The following is a 17,666-nucleotide window of genomic DNA, read 5'->3' on the forward strand; positions in this document are numbered from 1 at the left end:
CATGGAAAACAACCAGCCAATCATCATCAAGCGCGTCAAGCGCTTCGCTGCCGGGCACCACGGCGGCGCCTGGAAAATTGCGTTCGCCGACTTTGCGACAGCGATGATGGCGTTCTTCCTGGTGCTGTGGCTGATGTCCACCGCAACCCCGGAACAGAAAATCGCCATTGCCGGCTACTTCAAGGACCCCATCGGTTTCTCCGAGAGCGGCACGCCGTTTGTGATCGACCTGGGTGGCTCCCCAGAACTGGCCCCCGAACGGACCATCAACCCGGAGGTGCAGACCGAAGCGCCCCAGGAAAACATCCCGATCGAGCGCCAGACCGTCGAAAGCATGGCCGAGCAGGTCGAGCAGGAACGCCTGGAGTTGCTGCTGCAAGAGTTGCAGAACAAGGTGGATGAGAATCCGCAACTGCAAAAATTCAAGGACCAGATCCACTTCCAGATCACTCCGGATGGCCTACGCATCCAGATCATGGATGCCGCCAACCGACCGATGTTCGACTCGGGCAGCGCACGTCTGAAGCCCTATTTCGAAGACATCCTGCTGGCCATGGCCGACACCATCAAGGCGGTGCCGAACAAGATCAGCGTCAGCGGCCATACCGATGCCAAGCCTTATTCGGGCCAGGGCGACTTTGGAAACTGGGAGCTTTCCGCCAACCGCGCCAACGCTGCGCGCCGCGCCCTGGTGGCCGGCAGTTATCCGGATCCACAAGTAGCGCGCGTAGTGGGCTTTGCTTCATCGCAGCTGTTTGATGTCCAGGACCCGTTCAACCCGGTCAACCGGCGCATTGATATTGTGGTGCTGACCAAGAAGGCCCAGCGTGCGATTGAAGGTGACCAGGTGCCAACGCCGCCAGTGCCGACCCAGGGCGAGGGCGCGCCGGGCGAAGTGCCGGTGGACCCGAACGCCTTGCCGCCAGATCAGGAGCCATTGCCGGCCCATGAGTTGCGGCAAAAGCTCAACCTGTTTGATGAGGGTGGGGTGAAGGAGCCTACGCTGCCTACGCCGGGCTCCTAAGCGGGTCATGACATATCACCTCAATGAAAACGCCCCGATCAATCGGGGCGTTTTCATTTCTGGTCAGAGCGGGAGGTAGGCTTTGACGCCACCGATCACGCCTTGCATGTCATCGGTATGCAGGCGCGGTACGAAGTACTCTCGCCCCTTTGATCGGGTTTTCCTGTGGAGTTTGTCGAGGCGCTCGAAGCTCACGGTATAAATCATGTCGCATTTCACCCAAAGCTCCTTGTAGCCATCTGATTGAAGCGGGTTGGTGCGTAGCAGATGGTGCCAATCATGCTGGATCTCGGGGGCTGTTGAAGAGATCGGCACCACTGTGCAGAGTTTGCGATTGTGAGTGGCGGTAGGGGATATCACCACGACTTTACGGATCTTCAGCATTTCAGGGGCGACAAAGCCACGTGTGAAGTCGCAGAGAAGAACGTCGCCTTGTTTGGGGTGATAGTAGAGAGTCAATCGAATGTCCTGCAAAAAGCAAAGCCGCCCGAAGGCGGCTTCATTCGACACGCAGTGGAGCTTGCTTCGCCCCTTCTGCGCCGCTGGATCAACTTCGCAAAGGATCCAGACTCCTGCCGGCTTGTGCCGGTGACGGAGCGATTATGGGCATCAGGAATTTCGAATTCAAGCGGGCTTGCATGATGAGCCACCCAGTTGCTCTGAAGTCTTGATGCCAACCCTCATTAAATCAATGGAATAGCGGGTCTTAGGGCGCAATTTATATGTATCAAGGCATGGCTGTTCAATAGCTGCTCTCCGGCAAGCTGGCGATGATCGAGCGATAGCTGTTCATCCGCTGCTGCTGCACGCGTCCGTCTTCCAGTGCCTTGAGCAAGGCGCAGCCCGGCTCGCGGTCGTGCTTGCAGTCGCGGAAGCGGCAGGTGCCGATCAAGTCGTTGAACTCGATGAAGCCGGCTTCCACGTCGCTGCGGCTGACGTGACCCAGGCCGAACTCACGGATGCCTGGTGAGTCGATCAACTCGCCGCCACCCGGGAAGTGAAACAGGCGGGCGGTGGTGGTGGTGTGCGTGCCCTGGCCGGACAGTTCCGACAGCGGGCCGACGCGGGTTTCGACTTCCGGCAGCAGGCTGTTGACCAGCGACGACTTGCCCACGCCCGACTGGCCGACGAACACGCTGATGCGCCCATCCAACTGTTGTTGCAGTTGTTCCATACCATTGCCATGGTGCGCCGAGACTTCCAGCACCGGGTAACCCAACTGCCGATAAACCGCGAGCAATGCATTGAGCGCTGGCGCGTTCTGTTCGTCGATCAGGTCGAATTTATTCAATAGCAGCAGCGGGCGGATGCCGGCGTGTTCGGCCGCCACCAGATAGCGGTCGATCAGGTTGGCGTGCGGCTCGGGCAGCGGGGCGAAGACGATGACAATCATGTCGACGTTGGCCGCCACCGGCTTGAGTTGGCCGCGACTGTCCGGGCGACGCAGTTCGGTGGTGCGCGGCAGCTGCGCGACGATCACCCCGATGCCCTGGTTGCCGGCACGCCAGACGACTTTATCGCCGGTTACCAGTGCCGGCAGGTTGGCGCGCAAGTGGCAGCGGAAAACCTGGCCCGCCAGTTCGCCTTCCAACGCCTCGACTTCGACCTGCACGCCAAAGTGCGCGATCACCAGGCCCGTTTGCTCGGGGCCCAGGTCGCCACCCTCCAGCGCTTCCACGGCAGAGGATTCGCGTTTGGCGGCGCGGGCAGCGCGTTCACCCTGGATCTTTTCGATGCGCCAGTTTTGGCGACGGTTGAGCTGGCGTTTGGCCATTGGTGTTCCGTGTCGATAATGCAAAAGGTTGGGTAAAACGGTCGCGAGTCTAGCACGCCGCCGCCTGCTAAACTGCGCAGCTACGCCAAGGTGCCAAGGAACCACGACATGCAAAACCCACAGAACCTGATTTGGATCGATCTGGAAATGACCGGTCTGAACCCTGACACCGACGTCATCATCGAGATGGCGACCATCGTCACCGACAGCAACCTCAACACCTTGGCCGAAGGTCCGGTGATCGCCATCCACCATAGCGATGCGGTGCTGGCCACCATGGACGAGTGGAACACCCGCACCCACGGCAACTCGGGTTTGACCCAGCGCGTGCGCGATAGCCGTATCAGCATGGCCGAGGCTGAAGCCCAGACCATTGCCTTCCTGGAAAAATGGGTGCCCAAGGGCAAGTCGCCGATCTGCGGCAACAGCATCTGCCAGGACCGGCGCTTCCTTTATACCCATATGAAGGGGTTGGAGAGCTATTTCCATTATCGCAACCTGGACGTATCGACCTTGAAAGAACTGGCCGCGCGCTGGGCGCCGGAGGTCAAGGACAGCTTCCACAAGGGCAGCACCCACCTGGCCCTGGACGATATTCGTGAGTCGATTGCCGAGTTGCAGCATTACCGCAAGCATTTCATCAAGGCTTGATTCTATGGTGTTCGCGATTGGGTGCGACGGGGTCTTTCGCCGCGCGCCCCCTTTTGGTGCCTCCGCCAAATGATTAGACTGCGCGCCTCATTGCAAGGATCGCCATCATGCTGTTGATGCTCTACCTCATCGCCATCACCGCTGAAGCCATGACCGGTGCCTTGTCGGCCGGCCGTCGTGGCATGGACTGGTTTGGCGTGGTGCTGATCGCGTGCGTCACAGCCCTTGGCGGCGGCTCGGTGCGTGATGTGCTGCTCGGCCACTACCCGCTGACCTGGGTCAAACACCCGGAATACCTGGTGCTGACCTCGGTTGCAGCGTTGGTCACGATCTTTATCGCCCCGCTGATGCGCCATCTGCGTTCGTTGTTCCTGGCGCTGGACGCCGTGGGCCTGGTGGCGTTTACCCTGATCGGCTGCATGACGGCCCTGGAAATGGGCCACGGCATGCTGGTGGCTTCGGTCAGTGGGGTGATTACTGGTGTGTTCGGTGGAATCCTGCGGGATATCTTCTGTAACGATATTCCGCTGATCTTCCGTCGCGAGTTGTATGCCAGCGTGTCGTTCCTGGCTGCCTGGTGCTACATGCTGTGCATCTACCTGGAATTGCCCGGTGAGCAAGCGATCCTGCTCACCCTGTTCAGCGGTTTTCTATTGCGCCTGCTGGCGATCCGCTTTCACTGGGAAATGCCCAAGTTCGTCTACAACGACGAACACTGACGCGTTGCGTGCTGGTTCAGCGCCCACTCCACATGTTCGCGAACCAGCTCCGAAGGGTAATCCCGGCGGGCCTTCAAGGCTTCCAGCACTGGAATGCTGGAGGGCGCATTGCCCAGGCCGACCGCCAGGTTGCGCAGCCAGCGCTCATAACCGGCACGGCGCAGGGGCGAGCCTTCGGTGCTGCTGAGGAATTTATCCTCATCCCACATAAATAATTCGGCCAGCTCGGCGTTATCCAGGTTGTGGCGCGGCTTGAAATCGCTTTCTCCTGAAGGTCGCGCGAAACGATTCCACGGGCAAACGATCTGACAGTCATCGCAGCCAAACACGCGGTTGCCAATCAACGGCCGCAGGTCTTCGGGGATCGCGCTCTTGAGTTCAATGGTCAGGTAGGAAATACAGCGCCGGGCGTCCAGCACATAAGGCCCGACGAACGCATTGGTCGGGCAGATATCCAGGCAGGCGGTGCAGCGCCCGCAGTGTTCGGTGCTGTGGGGCAGGTCGACGGGCAGTGGCAGGTCGACAAACAGCTCGCTGAGAAAGAAGTAACTGCCTGCCTTGCGGTTGAGGACCAGGGTGTTTTTGCCGATCCAGCCCAGGCCGGCCTGTTCAGCGATGGCCTTTTCCAGCACCGGGGCACTGTCGACAAAGGCGCGAAAGCCAAACGGGCCAATCTGCGCCTGGATGCGGTCGGCCAGTTGTTGCACGCGCTTGCGGATCAGCTTGTGGTAGTCGCGGCCCAGGGCGTAGCGGGAGATGTAGGCTTTTTCGGGTTGGGCCAGCAATTGCGCCATTTGCGTGTCGCCGGGCAGGTAATCCATGCGCAGCGAGACCACGCGCAAGGTGCCGGGTACCAGTTCGTCGGGGTGCGAGCGCTTGCTGCCGTGGGCGCCCATGTAGTCCATCTCGCCGTGATAGCCCGCGTCGAGCCAGCGTTGCAGGTGCTGCTCATGCTCGGCCAGGTCCAGGCCGCTGATGCCGACTTGTTGGAAGCCCAGTTCGCGGCCCCAGTCTTTGATCGATTGGGCGAGGGCGGGCAGATCGGTGGTAATAGCAGGCATGAGACGAGAGAAACCGCAGGTTAGATGCGTATAATTCTGCCAGACATCGGAGCTTGAAGACGTATGCCGCAGACAAAACACGAAATAACCGACGTTCAGCCCCTGTTGCCTGGCCATTTGCCGCAACTGGCTGGCCGTTCCCCGGACGCCCACAAGGGCCAGTTCGGCCATGTCCTGGTGATTGGCGGCGACCAGGGTTTGGGCGGTGCGGCCCTGCTTGCTGCTGAAAGCGCGCTGCGCAGCGGTGCTGGCCTGGTGTCCCTGGCGACTCGCAGTGAACATATTCCAGCGGCCTTGGCCCGCTTGCCGGAAGTCATGGCGCGTGGCGTGCACTCAGCCAATCAGTTGATGGGCTTGCTGGAAAAAGTCTCGGTGATCGTTATCGGCCCTGGGTTGGGCGACATGGCCTGGGGCAAAAGCCTGCTGTCGGTGGCTGCCAATGCCCGGCAACCCCAGGTCTGGGATGCTGATGCACTGAACCTGCTGGCCGCAGGCCATGTAGACCTGCCAGCCGATTGCGTGATCACCCCCCATCCGGGCGAGGCGGCGCGGCTGATGGGCATCTCGACAGCCGAGGTTCAGGCCGACCGGCTTAAGGTGGCGCGCGCGCTGAGCCAGAAATTCAATGCGGTCACCGTGCTCAAGGGCGCGGGCAGCCTGATCGCCAGCCCGGATGGGCGGGTGTCGCGTTGTGATCAGGGGCATCCGGCAATGGCCTCGGCGGGTCTAGGCGATGTGCTTGCCGGCCTGATCGGCGCGTTGCTGGCCCAGGGCATGTCGGCGTTTGAAGCGGCCAGCCTGGCGGTGTGGCTGCACGCCACGGCGGGTGATCGCCAGGGCAGCTTTGGTCGTGGCCTGGCGGCCAGCGACCTGATTTCGGTCATTCGTCAGTTGTTGGAGGAGCAGTCACCGTGTCTGAAGTAACACTGTTTATGGCGGATGAAGAGGCCATGGTGGCTTTTGGCAAACGTATTGCCGAGGTGACTCGCGGCACGGGCCTGATCTTTTTGCACGGCGACCTGGGTGCCGGTAAAACCACGCTGTCGCGCGGCATTATTCGTGGGCTCGGCTATACCGGTGCAGTGAAAAGTCCGACGTTTACGTTGGTAGAACCTTACGAGATTGGTGACGTGCGGGCGTTCCATTTTGACCTGTATCGCCTGGTGGATCCGGAGGAACTGGAGTACATGGGCATCCGCGATTATTTCGATGGCGACGCTTTATGTCTGATCGAGTGGCCGGACAAGGGCACAGGCTTTTTGCCAAAGCCCGACCTGACCATTACCATTACCCCGCATAACCATGGACGTCAGTTGAAATTGTTGTCCCAGAGCGCGCGCAGTGAGTCCTGGTGCGCCGCTTTGGCTTTGGAATTCTAATAATGGGTGGGTTAGGTATGCGCTTTCGCGCGTTGGTTGCTGTCGTGGGGGTGTTGCTTGCGGCAATGACTGTCAATGCTCTGGCCGCTTCACAGGTAAAAAGTGTGCGCCTGTGGCGAGCGCCGGATAACACGCGACTGGTGTTCGACCTGTCTGGCCCGGTCCAGCACAGTGTCTTTACCCTGACGGCGCCCGATCGCCTGGTGATCGACATCAACGGTGCGACCCTGGCGGCGCCCTTGAAGGTCTCCACTGCCAATACGCCGATTACCGCGATGCGCTCGGCCCAGCGTACGCCGACCGACCTGCGGGTGGTCATCGACCTGAAGAAGGTCGTCACGCCCAAGAGCTTTTCCCTTGCGCCGAACGCCCAGTATGGCAACCGCCTGGTGGTCGACCTGTTTGACAACCCGGCCGACGCCGCGCCAGCCCCGGCGCCGACACCGGCTGTCGCCACGACCCCTGCCGTGCCAGTCAACCCGGCGCAACCCCAGGTCAAGTTGCCACCGCTGCCGCCTGCGCCTGCCGGCAAGCGCGATATTATTGTGGTGATCGATGCCGGCCACGGCGGCGAAGACCCGGGTGCCTCTGGCTCCCGTGGTCAGCATGAAAAGGACGTGGTCCTGGCCATCGCTCGTGAATTGCAGCGCCAGATCAACGGGATGAAAGGCTATCGCGCCGAATTGACCCGTACCGGTGACTACTTCATTCCATTGCGTGGACGTACCGAAATCGCTCGCAAGAAGGGCGCCGACCTGTTCGTTTCGATCCACGCTGACGCCGCACCGTCGAAGGCCGCCTTTGGTGCCTCGGTATTTGCCCTGTCGGATCGCGGCGCCACGTCCGAGACCGCCCGCTGGCTGGCAGACAGTGAAAACCGTTCCGACTTGATCGGTGGCGCGGGCAACGTGTCCCTGGATGACAAGGACCGCATGCTCGCCGGTGTGCTGCTGGACTTGTCGATGACCGCCTCGTTGACCTCCAGCCTGAACGTCGGGCAGAAAGTCCTGAGCAACATGGGCCGGGTCACGCCGTTGCACAAGCAGCGCGTGGAACAGGCCGGCTTTATGGTGCTCAAGTCGCCGGATATCCCGTCGATCCTGGTGGAAACCGGCTTTATTTCCAACGCCAACGAAGCCAACAAGCTGGCCAGTGCCAGCCACCAGCAGGCCCTGGCGCGTTCCATCAGCTCTGGCGTGCGTCAGTTCTTCCAGCAGAATCCGCCACCGGGCACCTATATCGCCTGGCTGCGCGACTCCGGGAAAATTGCCCAGGGCCCGCGTGACCACCGGGTGCAGCCCGGCGACACACTGGCCATGCTGGCCGTACGCTTCCAGGTGTCGGCCGCCACGCTGCGCAGCGCCAACAGCCTGAAAACCGACGAATTGAAAGTCGGCCAGGTGTTGACCATCCCCGGCACTGAATTGGCAGCCCAGTAATGAGTGAATCGGTATTGAACAGCGCCTCGCGCATCGAACTGCTCAGCCCGCGACTGGCCAACCAGATCGCGGCGGGCGAGGTAGTCGAGCGCCCGGCTTCGGTGATCAAGGAGCTGCTGGAAAACAGCCTCGACTCCGGCGCCAAGCGCATTGACGTGGATGTCGAGCAGGGCGGGGTCAAGCTGCTGCGGGTGCGCGACGACGGCAGTGGGATTTCCTCCGATGACCTGCCGCTGGCCTTGGCACGACATGCCACCAGCAAGATCCGTGACTTGGAAGACCTTGAGCGGGTGATGAGCCTGGGTTTCCGGGGTGAGGCCCTGGCGTCGATCAGCTCCGTGGCCCGCCTGACCCTGACGTCCCGCACCCGTGGCGCCGAACAGGCCTGGCAAGTAGAGACCGAAGGTCGCGACATGGCGCCGCGGGTCCAGCCGGCGGCTCATCCGGTGGGCACCTCGGTGGAAGTGCGTGACCTGTTCTTCAATACTCCGGCTCGGCGCAAGTTCCTCAAGGCCGAAAAAACCGAATTCGATCACCTGCAAGAAGTCATCAAGCGCCTGGCCCTGGCCCGTTTCGACGTGGCCTTCCATTTGCGCCACAACGGCAAGACCATCCTCAGCCTGCACGAGGCCAACGACGATGCTGCCCGCGCCCGACGCGTATCGGCGATCTGCGGCGCGGGCTTCCTGGAGCAGGCGCTGCCGATTGAAATCGAGCGCAATGGCCTGCATTTGTGGGGTTGGGTCGGCTTGCCAACGTTCTCCCGCAGCCAGGCGGACTTGCAGTATTTCTTTGTGAATGGCCGGGCGGTACGCGACAAACTGGTGGCCCATGCGGTACGCCAGGCGTATCGCGACGTGCTGTTCAATGGCCGCCATCCGACCTTCGTGCTGTTTTTTGAAGTGGACCCGGCGGTAGTCGACGTCAACGTGCACCCGACCAAGCATGAAGTGCGCTTCCGTGATGGGCGCATGGTTCATGACTTCCTCTACGGCACCCTGCACCGTGCGTTGGGCGACGTGCGCCCGGATGATCAGTTGGGCGCGCCGATTGTCACGGCCGTCGTCCGCCCGACGGGGCCAGAGGCCGGTGAATTCGGGCCCCAGGGCGAAATGAGCCTGGCAGCCAACCTGCTGCAATCGCCGCAAGCCCAGCCAAGTTACCCTGCGCCGGGTTCTGGCGCGGGTGCGGGCTATCAATATCAGTACACCCCGCGCCCACAATCGGCGGTGCCGGTGGCCGAGGCCCAGGCGGCCTATCGCGAGTTCTTTGCGCCGCTGCCCGGTGCCGAGCCGGGCGCAGTGGCTTTACCCGAAGGTGGCGGTGATATCCCGCCCCTGGGTTATGCCCTGGCCCAGCTCAAGGGCATCTATATCCTCGCGGAAAACGCCCACGGCCTGGTGCTGGTGGACATGCACGCGGCCCATGAGCGAATCATGTACGAGCGCCTGAAGATCGCCATGGCCAGCGAAGGCCTGAGCGGCCAGCCGTTGCTGGTGCCGGAGTCCCTGGCGGTCAGCCAGCGTGAAGCCGATTGCGCTGAAGAGCATCTGGCGGTGTTCCAGAAACTGGGCTTTGAATTGCAGCGCCTGGGGCCGGAAACCCTGGCTATCCGCCAGATCCCGGCTTTGCTCAAGCAGGCCGAAGCCAATCGGCTGGTGGCGGACGTGCTGGCGGACCTGATGGAATACGGCACCAGTGACCGGATCCAGGCGCATATCAACGAATTGCTCGGCACCATGGCCTGCCACGGTGCGATCCGCGCCAACCGGCGCCTGGCCCTGCCGGAAATGAACGGCCTGCTGCGGGACATGGAAAACACCGAGCGCAGCGGCCAATGCAACCACGGCCGACCGACCTGGACCCAAATGGGCCTGGACGATCTGGACAAACTGTTCTTGCGCGGCCGCTGATGAGCTCTCTACCTCCTGCCATCTTCCTGATGGGCCCGACGGCCGCCGGCAAGACCGACCTGGCTATCGAGCTGACCAAGGTCCTGCCCTGCGAGTTGATCAGCGTCGATTCGGCCCTGGTTTACCGGGACATGGACATCGGCACCGCCAAACCGTCCAAAGAGCTGTTGGCCGCCCATCCCCATCGTCTGATCGACATTATCGATCCGTCGCAAAGCTACTCGGCGGCGGATTTTCGCAGCGATGCCCTTGCCGCCATGGCGCAAATCACCGCGCGGGGCAATATCCCGCTGCTGGTGGGCGGCACGATGCTCTATTACAAGGCGCTGCAGGAAGGCCTGGCAGACATGCCGCCCGCCGATCCGCAGGTGCGCGCCGAAATCGAAGAAGAGGCTGCGCGCCTTGGCTGGCAAGCCCTGCACGAGCAATTGGCGGCGATTGACCCGGTGTCTGCCGCGCGCATTCACCCCAATGACCCCCAACGCCTGAGCCGGGCCCTGGAAGTCTGGCGCGTGAGTGGCCAGACCATGACAGCCCACCGCCTCAGACAATCTGCGCAAAGTACTGACGCAGGCACCTCTGGACCGGGACAATTGCCCTATACTGTCGCAAATCTGGCTATCGCTCCGGCGAATCGACAGGTGCTACATGAGCGAATTGCACAAAGATTCACAATTATGTTGGAACAGGGGTTCGTGGACGAGGTCGTAGCACTGCGTTCAAGAGGTGATCTGCATCCGGGATTGCCTTCGATACGTGCTGTAGGCTACCGCCAAGTCTGGGATCACCTGGATGGCAAGCTGACGTCAGCCGAAATGCAGGAGCGCGGCATTATTGCCACGCGCCAATTGGCAAAGCGCCAGTTCACTTGGCTGCGCAGCTGGACTGACTTGCATTGGCTGGACAGTCTGGATTGCGACAATCTGTCACGCGCCTTGAAATACTTGGGAACGGTCTCCATATTGAGCTGAGTCCTTGCAATTGCCGTCTATCCTTGGGGGTGTGACGGTCACAAACTATCTATTTTTCCGATTTTTTATTATTGATCCTTAAAGGAGTGCGGCACATGTCAAAAGGGCATTCGCTACAAGACCCTTACTTGAATACTTTACGTAAAGAGAAAGTTGGGGTTTCCATCTATCTGGTCAACGGCATCAAGCTGCAAGGTACGATCGAGTCTTTCGACCAGTTCGTTATCCTGCTGAAAAACACCGTCAGCCAGATGGTCTACAAGCACGCTATCTCGACAGTAGTGCCGGTTCGTCCAATTCGTCTGCCTAGCGCAACCGAATCCGAACAGGGTGACGCTGAGCCAGGTAACGCCTGATAGGAGTCTCCTTTGTTCTTTGAGCGCCACGGTGGTGGTGAGCGAGTGATCCTCGTTCACTTGGATGGACAGGACCCTGAGGCGCGCGAAGATCCGCAGGAGTTTCAGGAGCTGGCAAATTCGGCCGGCGCCGAGACCGTCGCGTTTTTTAACGTGCCGCGTCATCGGCCAACCGCCAAATTTCTGATTGGCAGCGGCAAGGTCGAAGAGCTACGCGACCTGGTCCATGCCGAAGAAGCCGATCTGGTGATCTTCAATCACATCCTCACGCCCAGTCAGGAACGTAACCTCGAACGTGTTTTCGAGTGTCGCGTGATTGACCGCACCGGTCTGATTCTCGATATTTTCGCCCAGCGCGCCCGTACCCATGAAGGCAAGCTCCAGGTTGAACTGGCCCAGCTTGACCACATGAGCACCCGCCTGGTTCGCGGCTGGACTCACCTTGAACGTCAGGGTGGCGGTATCGGCATGCGTGGCCCGGGTGAAACCCAGCTTGAGACCGACCGACGCCTGCTGCGGGTTCGCCTGCGCCAGATCAAGGGCCGCCTGGAAAAGGTACGCAGCCAACGCGAGCAATCGCGCCGTGGTCGTACGCGTGCGGATATCCCTACCGTGTCCCTGGTGGGCTATACCAACGCCGGCAAATCCACGCTGTTCAACAACGTGACCAAATCGGACGTGTACGCGGCCGATCAACTGTTCGCCACCCTCGACCCGACCTTGCGCCGTCTGGAACTCGACGACCTGGGGCCGATTGTGCTGGCCGACACCGTGGGCTTCATTCGCCACTTGCCCCACAAGCTGGTCGAGGCGTTTCGGTCTACGCTCGAAGAGTCGAGCAACTCCGACCTGCTGCTGCACGTCATCGATGCGGCCGAGCCTGACCGGATGTTGCAGATCGAACAGGTCATGGTGGTACTGGGCGAGATTGGCGCCCAGGACTTGCCGATCCTTGAGGTCTATAACAAACTCGATTTGCTTGAGGGTGTAGAGCCGCAAATCCAGCGCGACGAAAACGGCAGGCCCCAGCGGGTCTGGCTCTCGGCGCGGGACGGTAGCGGTCTGGAACTGCTCGAACAGGCGATTGCCGAGTTGCTGGGCGGCGATTTGTTTGTCGGCACCTTGCGCTTGCCGCAGCGTTTTGCTCGACTGCGTGCTCAGTTTTTTGAGTTGGGCGCCGTACAGAAAGAAGAACACGACGAAGAAGGTGTCAGCCTGCTGGCTGTTCGTTTGCCTCGTTCGGAGCTCAATCGGCTGGTGAGCCGTGAGGGTGTTGTGCCGACAGAGTTCCTCGAACAACACACTTTGCAATAAAAGCCTGAGAAAGCGGTTGTGCCGCTGTGGCAGGCATTCTGTAGCATTGGTCGGCGCGCCGTGGGTGCGTCTTTGCTTTATCAGATGGAGAGCGCTATGGCTTGGAATGAGCCGGGTGGCAACTCGAATAATCAGGATCCTTGGGGTGGTAAACGCCGCAATAATGGCGACCGCAAGGGGCCACCAGATCTCGACGAGGCCTTCCGAAAGCTGCAGGAAAGCCTGAATGGGTTGTTCGGTGGTGGAAAAAAACGTGGTGGTGACGACGGCGGTCGCACGAGCAAGGGCGGCGGCTACGGCCTGCTTGGCCTCGGCCTCGTGGCGCTGGCGGCTGTCTGGCTGTACAGCGCGGTCTATGTAGTCGACGAGCAGGAGCAGGCCGTGGTGCTGCGCTTCGGCAAGTACTACGAGACTGTCGGCCCCGGCCTGAATATCTACTTCCCGCCGATCGACAAGAAGTACATGGAGAACGTCACGCGTGAGCGTGCCTACACCAAGCAGGGCCAGATGCTGACCGAAGACGAGAACATCGTCGAAGTGCCGCTGACCGTGCAGTACAAGATCAGCAACCTGCAGGACTTCGTGCTTAACGTCGATCAGCCGGAAATCAGTTTGCAGCACGCGACCGAAAGCGCCCTGCGCCACGTCGTGGGCTCCACTGCGATGGACCAGGTGCTGACCGAAGGTCGTGAATTGATGGCCAGCGAGATCAAGGAGCGCCTGCAACGGTTCCTCGATACCTATCGCACCGGTATCACCGTTACCCAGGTCAACGTACAGAGCGCAGCGGCACCGCGTGAAGTGCAGGAAGCCTTCGATGACGTGATCCGTGCCCGTGAAGACGAGCAGCGTTCGCGCAACCAGGCTGAAACCTACGCCAACGGCGTCGTGCCGGAAGCCCGTGGTCAGGCCCAGCGCATCATCGAAGATGCCAACGGTTACCGCGACGAAGTCGTGTCCCGCGCCAAGGGTGAGGCTGACCGCTTCACCAAGCTGGTGGCCGAGTACCGCAAGGCACCGGAAGTCACCCGTGAGCGTCTGTACCTGGACACCATGCAGGAAGTCTTCAGCAACACCAGCAAGGTTCTCGTGACCGGCAACAAGGGTGGGCAGAACAACCTGCTGTACCTGCCGCTGGACAAGATGATCGAAGGTGGTCGTAGTGCCGGCAGTACTTCGTCTTCCGCCAGTTCGACTGCCGCTGCCAACGAAGCGAGCGCCCGTGCGGCCGCTGACTTGCAGCAACAGCAAACACGTTCCAGGGAGAGTCGTTGATGAGCAATAAATCGCTGACCGCCCTGATTGTGGGTGTCGTCGTGGTCATCGCTGCCTGGAACTGCTTCTACATCGTGGCTCAGACCGAGCGTGCGGTGTTGCTGCAATTCGGTCGCGTGGTCCAGGCGGATGTCCAGCCAGGTCTGCATGTGAAGGTCCCCTACGTCAACCAGGTGCGCAAGTTCGACGCCCGCCTGATGACCCTGGATGCACCGACACAGCGTTTCCTGACCCTGGAAAAGAAAGCCGTGATGGTTGATGCCTACGCCAAGTGGCGCGTCAAGGATGCCGAGCGCTTCTACACCGCAACTTCCGGCCTCAAGCAGATTGCCGACGAGCGTTTGTCCCGTCGTCTGGAATCGGGCCTGCGTGACCAGTTTGGTAAACGCACCCTGCATGAGGTGGTATCGGGTGAACGTGATGCGCTGATGGCTGACATCACGCGTTCGTTGAACACCATGGCGGAAAAAGAGCTGGGCATCGAAGTAGTCGATGTTCGGGTCAAGGCCATTGACCTGCCCAAGGAAGTGAACCGCAGCGTGTTCGAGCGGATGAGCACCGAGCGTGAGCGTGAGGCTCGTGAGCACCGCGCCAAGGGTAACGAACTGGCTGAAGGTATCCGTGCGGATGCCGACCGTCAGCGTCGCGTACTGTTGGCAGAAGCCTATCGTGAGTCTGAAGAGGCTCGCGGTGACGGTGATGCTCAAGCCGCATCGATCTACGCCAAGGCTTATGGCCAGGACCAGGAGTTCTACGCGTTCTACCGTAGCCTGCGTGCCTACCGTGAAAGCTTTGCGAACAAAACCGACGTCATGGTGCTGGACCCAAGTAGCGATTTCTTCCGCTACCTGGAAAAGTCCAAGTAACCCGCTGACTGGCTGGTTCCACTCCGTCGGGCGGCTAAAACGCTCGGCGGGGTGATCCTTTCGGAAAACGGGTGTATGATGCGGCAGCCGGGAAATTCCCGGCTTTTTTGCGTCTGCATGTTTGATTGTTGTTGTGCGTTGCAGGCGTGACAGGTTTTTCGAGGAAAGTGCCCGACGAGGCCGTTTACAGGCCATTCGTCACGTCGCTCTTGCGCGTGGTTTATGCAGGGGCCGGGTATTTTCTGCTTCACTCAAGGCTCGCCCAAGGGCTGGCCGGGTCATAGGGGAATGGCGTAATGGCAACGGTAGACCGCTGGCTGCTGCCAGATGGCATCGAAGAAGTACTGCCACCAGAGGCTGCGCGTATTGAAATCGCGCGACGCCAGGTGTTGGATCTGTTCCAGAGCTGGGGTTACGAGTTTGTCGTGACTCCCCATATCGAGTACCTGGAATCCCTGCTGACCGGCGCGGGCCAGGACCTGGATCTGCGCACCTTCAAGGTCATCGACCCGCAGTCGGGCCGGCAAATGGGCTTTCGCGCCGACATCACACCGCAAGTAGCGCGCATCGATGCGCATACCCTGCGCCGTGAAGGGCCGAGCCGCCTGTGCTACGCCGGCAGCGTGCTGCATGCCCAGCCGCGCGCCTTGTCGTCGTCCCGTAGCCCGATCCAGCTGGGTGCCGAGTTGTACGGCGATGCGAGCCCGAGCAGCGACGTCGAAGTCATCAGCCTGATGCTGGCGATGCTGCAATTGGCCGATGTGCCGGATGTGCACATGGACCTGGGACATGTCGGTATCTACCGTGGCCTGGCCCGTGCGGCTGGTTTGTCCGGTGAAGTGGAGCAACAGTTGTTCGATGCCCTGCAACGCAAGGCCATCGATGAAGTGATCGCCCTGACCGAAGGTGTGCCTGCCGATCTGGCTGGCATGCTGCGTGCGCTGGTGGATCTGTGTGGTGGTCGTGAAGTGCTGGCCGCCGCCCGTGATCGCCTGGCCAAAGCGCCTGCGCCTGTATTGGCGGCGCTGGACGACGTGCTGGCGATTGCCGAGCAGCTGTCGGCGCGCTTCCCGCAGTTGCCGCTGTATTTTGACCTGGGTGAATTGCGCGGCTACCACTACCACACTGGTGTGGTGTTCGCGGTGTTTGTGCCGGGTGTTGGCCAAGCCATCGCCCAGGGCGGTCGTTATGACGATATCGGCGCCGACTTCGGTCGGGCCCGTCCGGCGACTGGTTTTTCTACCGATTTGAAAACCCTGGTGACCCTGGGGCGTGCTGAAGTCGAGTTACCGTCTGGCGGTATCTGGATGCCAGACAGTACGGACGCGGCACTCTGGCAGCAGGTCTGCCAGTTGCGCAGCGAGGGTCAGCGTGTCGTCCAGGCCTTGCCTGGGCAGCCATTGGCCGCCGCCCGTGAAGCGGACTGCGACCGGCAATTGATTCAGCAGAACGGGCTTTGGCAAGTATCGCCACTGGCTTCTTGAGTTTTCCTGCCGGCCAACGCCGGCACCAAGTTTGCGCGAATGAGGACAAGTGTTATGGGTAAGAATGTCGTAGTCCTGGGCACCCAATGGGGTGATGAGGGCAAAGGCAAGATCGTTGATCTGCTGACCGAACATGCTGCCGCCGTAGTGCGCTACCAAGGTGGCCACAACGCTGGCCACACCCTGGTCATCGATGGCGAAAAAACCGTCTTGCACCTGATTCCGTCGGGCGTCCTGCGCGAAGGCGTGCAGTGCCTGATCGGCAACGGCGTGGTGGTTGCACCTGACGCCCTGCTGCGCGAGATCATCAAGCTGGAAGAGAAAGGCGTACCGGTGCGCGAGCGCCTGCGTATCAGCCCGTCCTGCCCGCTGATCCTGTCCTTCCACGTGGCGCTGGACCAGGCCCGTGAAAAGGCCCGTGGCGAGCTGAAGATCGGTACTACCGGTCGCGGCATCGGCCCGGCCTACGAAGACAAGGTTGCACGCCGTGGCCTGCGTGTGGGCGACTTGCTCAACATGCCGCGCTTTGAAGACAAGCTGCGTGAACTGGTGGATTACCACAACTTCATGCTGGTCGGTTACTACAAAGAGCCGGCCATTGAGTTCGACAAGACCCTGGCTGAGTGCAAAGAGTACGCTGAACTGCTCAAGCCGCTGATGCTGGACGTGACTGCTGAGCTGCACGACCTGCGTCGCGCCGGCAAAGACATCATGTTCGAAGGCGCCCAGGGTTCGTTGCTGGACATCGACCACGGCACCTACCCGTACGTGACCAGCTCCAACACCACCGCTGGTGGCGTGGCGACCGGTTCGGGCGTTGGCCCGATGTTCCTGGACTACATCCTGGGCATCACCAAGGCCTACACCACTCGCGTCGGTTCGGGTCCGTTCCCGACTGAACTGTTCGACGAAGTCGGTGCGCACCTGGCCAAACAAGGTCACGAGTTCGGCGCGACTACCGGCCGTGCTCGTCGTTGTGGCTGGTTCGATGCCGTTATCCTGCGTCGCGCTATCGATGTGAACAGCATCTCGGGCATCTGCCTGACCAAGCTGGACGTACTCGATGGCCTCGAAACCATCAACATCTGCGTCGGCTATAAAGATGCAGAAGGTAACGATGTCGCCCCGACTGACGCTGACAGCTACGTCGGCCTGCAGCCGGTGTACGAAGAAGTACCGGGCTGGACCGAATCGACCGTGGGTGCCAAGACCCTGGAAGAGCTGCCAGCCAACGCCCGTGCCTACATCAAGCGCGTGGAAGAGCTGATCGGCGCGCCAATCGACATTATCTCGACTGGCCCGGACCGCAACGAGACCATCGTTCTGCGTCACCCGTTCGCTTAATAAGCTGTTGATGTAAAAAGCAAAGGGCCCCTTCGGGGGCCCTTTGTCGTTTCTGCGGTGTGTGCGGCACGACCCTTGCTATGTTTCTCTCTTTCG

17 protein-coding genes are annotated in these 17,666 nt (G+C 60.8%); 14 read left to right on the top strand and 3 right to left on the bottom strand.

All coding sequences use genetic code 11. The features are described from left to right. Position 1: 1 nt before the first annotated feature. Positions 2–1,024, top strand: coding sequence for a flagellar motor protein MotB (gene motB / locus KL786_RS21195; RefSeq protein ID WP_215518888.1), 1,023 nt, complete (start codon positions 2–4; stop codon positions 1,022–1,024). Between the two features lie 63 nt (positions 1,025–1,087). Here the strand turns inward: motB and KL786_RS21200 are convergent, their stop codons facing one another. After that, on the bottom strand, positions 1,088–1,534 hold the full coding sequence (locus KL786_RS21200; RefSeq protein ID WP_314388102.1) for a type II toxin-antitoxin system PemK/MazF family toxin: 447 nt from the start codon (positions 1,532–1,534) through the stop codon (positions 1,088–1,090). Between the two features lie 232 nt (positions 1,535–1,766). Continuing rightward, on the bottom strand, positions 1,767–2,798 hold the full coding sequence (rsgA, locus tag KL786_RS21205; protein ID WP_032862057.1) for a small ribosomal subunit biogenesis GTPase RsgA: 1,032 nt from the start codon (positions 2,796–2,798) through the stop codon (positions 1,767–1,769). 108 nt (positions 2,799–2,906) lie between these two features. On the opposite strand from rsgA, the gene orn reads away from it, so the two are divergent. After that, positions 2,907–3,449 carry an oligoribonuclease gene (gene orn, locus KL786_RS21210; protein ID WP_003188046.1) on the top strand — a complete coding sequence of 181 codons (543 nt, stop codon included), beginning with the start codon at positions 2,907–2,909 and terminating at the stop codon, positions 3,447–3,449. A gap of 104 nt (positions 3,450–3,553) precedes the next feature. Next, positions 3,554–4,168, top strand: a complete 615-nt coding sequence (locus KL786_RS21215) for a trimeric intracellular cation channel family protein (protein ID WP_215518911.1) — start codon at positions 3,554–3,556, stop codon at positions 4,166–4,168. On the opposite strand, the gene queG is transcribed toward KL786_RS21215, so the two are convergent. Beyond that, a complete protein-coding gene (gene queG / locus KL786_RS21220; protein ID WP_215518889.1) occupies positions 4,150–5,229 on the bottom strand; it encodes a tRNA epoxyqueuosine(34) reductase QueG in 1,080 nt (359 codons plus the stop codon). The two genes, KL786_RS21215 and queG, sit on opposite strands and share 19 nt — an antisense overlap. 63 nt (positions 5,230–5,292) lie before the next feature. Here queG and KL786_RS21225 point away from each other — a divergent pair, with 63 nt between their 5' ends. The 11 genes from KL786_RS21225 to KL786_RS21275 all read left to right on the top strand — a co-directional run bounded on the left by KL786_RS21225 (position 5,293) and on the right by KL786_RS21275 (position 17,570). Further along, positions 5,293–6,153, top strand: coding sequence for an NAD(P)H-hydrate dehydratase (locus tag KL786_RS21225; RefSeq protein ID WP_215518890.1), 861 nt, complete (start codon positions 5,293–5,295; stop codon positions 6,151–6,153). Further along, positions 6,141–6,608: a tRNA (adenosine(37)-N6)-threonylcarbamoyltransferase complex ATPase subunit type 1 TsaE gene (tsaE, locus tag KL786_RS21230; protein ID WP_215518891.1), complete on the top strand. Its 468-nt coding sequence runs from the start codon at positions 6,141–6,143 to the stop codon at positions 6,606–6,608. Before KL786_RS21225 ends, tsaE begins: the two co-directional genes overlap by 13 nt. A gap of 17 nt (positions 6,609–6,625) precedes the next feature. Beyond that, positions 6,626–8,047, top strand: a complete 1,422-nt coding sequence (locus tag KL786_RS21235) for an N-acetylmuramoyl-L-alanine amidase (RefSeq protein ID WP_032862336.1) — start codon at positions 6,626–6,628, stop codon at positions 8,045–8,047. A 14-nt stretch (positions 8,048–8,061) separates the two neighbouring features. Then, positions 8,062–9,960: a DNA mismatch repair endonuclease MutL gene (gene mutL, locus KL786_RS21240; RefSeq protein WP_175403888.1), complete on the top strand. Its 1,899-nt coding sequence runs from the start codon at positions 8,062–8,064 to the stop codon at positions 9,958–9,960. Continuing rightward, complete coding sequence (gene miaA / locus KL786_RS21245; RefSeq protein WP_215518892.1) at positions 9,960–10,931, top strand: tRNA (adenosine(37)-N6)-dimethylallyltransferase MiaA; 972 nt, start codon at positions 9,960–9,962, stop codon at positions 10,929–10,931. The genes mutL and miaA overlap by 1 nt, the downstream gene beginning before the upstream one ends. Positions 10,932–11,026: 95 nt before the next feature. After that, complete coding sequence (gene hfq, locus KL786_RS21250) at positions 11,027–11,287, top strand: RNA chaperone Hfq (protein WP_010221594.1); 261 nt, start codon at positions 11,027–11,029, stop codon at positions 11,285–11,287. A 12-nt stretch (positions 11,288–11,299) separates the two neighbouring features. Next, positions 11,300–12,601 (top strand): ribosome rescue GTPase HflX, encoded by a 1,302-nt coding sequence (gene hflX / locus KL786_RS21255; RefSeq protein ID WP_029299582.1) that lies wholly within the window; start codon positions 11,300–11,302, stop codon positions 12,599–12,601. A 96-nt stretch (positions 12,602–12,697) separates the two neighbouring features. Next, positions 12,698–13,876 carry an FtsH protease activity modulator HflK gene (hflK, locus tag KL786_RS21260; protein WP_032862048.1) on the top strand — a complete coding sequence of 393 codons (1,179 nt, stop codon included), beginning with the start codon at positions 12,698–12,700 and terminating at the stop codon, positions 13,874–13,876. Continuing rightward, positions 13,876–14,742, top strand: a complete 867-nt coding sequence (hflC, locus tag KL786_RS21265) for a protease modulator HflC (protein ID WP_017849753.1) — start codon at positions 13,876–13,878, stop codon at positions 14,740–14,742. The genes hflK and hflC overlap by 1 nt, the downstream gene beginning before the upstream one ends. Before the next feature lie 296 nt (positions 14,743–15,038). Further along, the gene (locus tag KL786_RS21270; protein ID WP_032862046.1) at positions 15,039–16,226 is read left to right on the top strand and encodes an ATP phosphoribosyltransferase regulatory subunit; all 1,188 of its coding nucleotides are present in this window, start codon (positions 15,039–15,041) and stop codon (positions 16,224–16,226) included. A 54-nt stretch (positions 16,227–16,280) separates the two neighbouring features. Then, positions 16,281–17,570: an adenylosuccinate synthase gene (locus KL786_RS21275; protein WP_215518893.1), complete on the top strand. Its 1,290-nt coding sequence runs from the start codon at positions 16,281–16,283 to the stop codon at positions 17,568–17,570. Positions 17,571–17,666: the final 96 nt, after the last annotated feature.

This window comes from Pseudomonas sp. TAE6080 (assembly GCF_018732265.1).
GTDB classification, from domain to species: domain Bacteria; phylum Pseudomonadota; class Gammaproteobacteria; order Pseudomonadales; family Pseudomonadaceae; genus Aquipseudomonas; species Aquipseudomonas brenneri.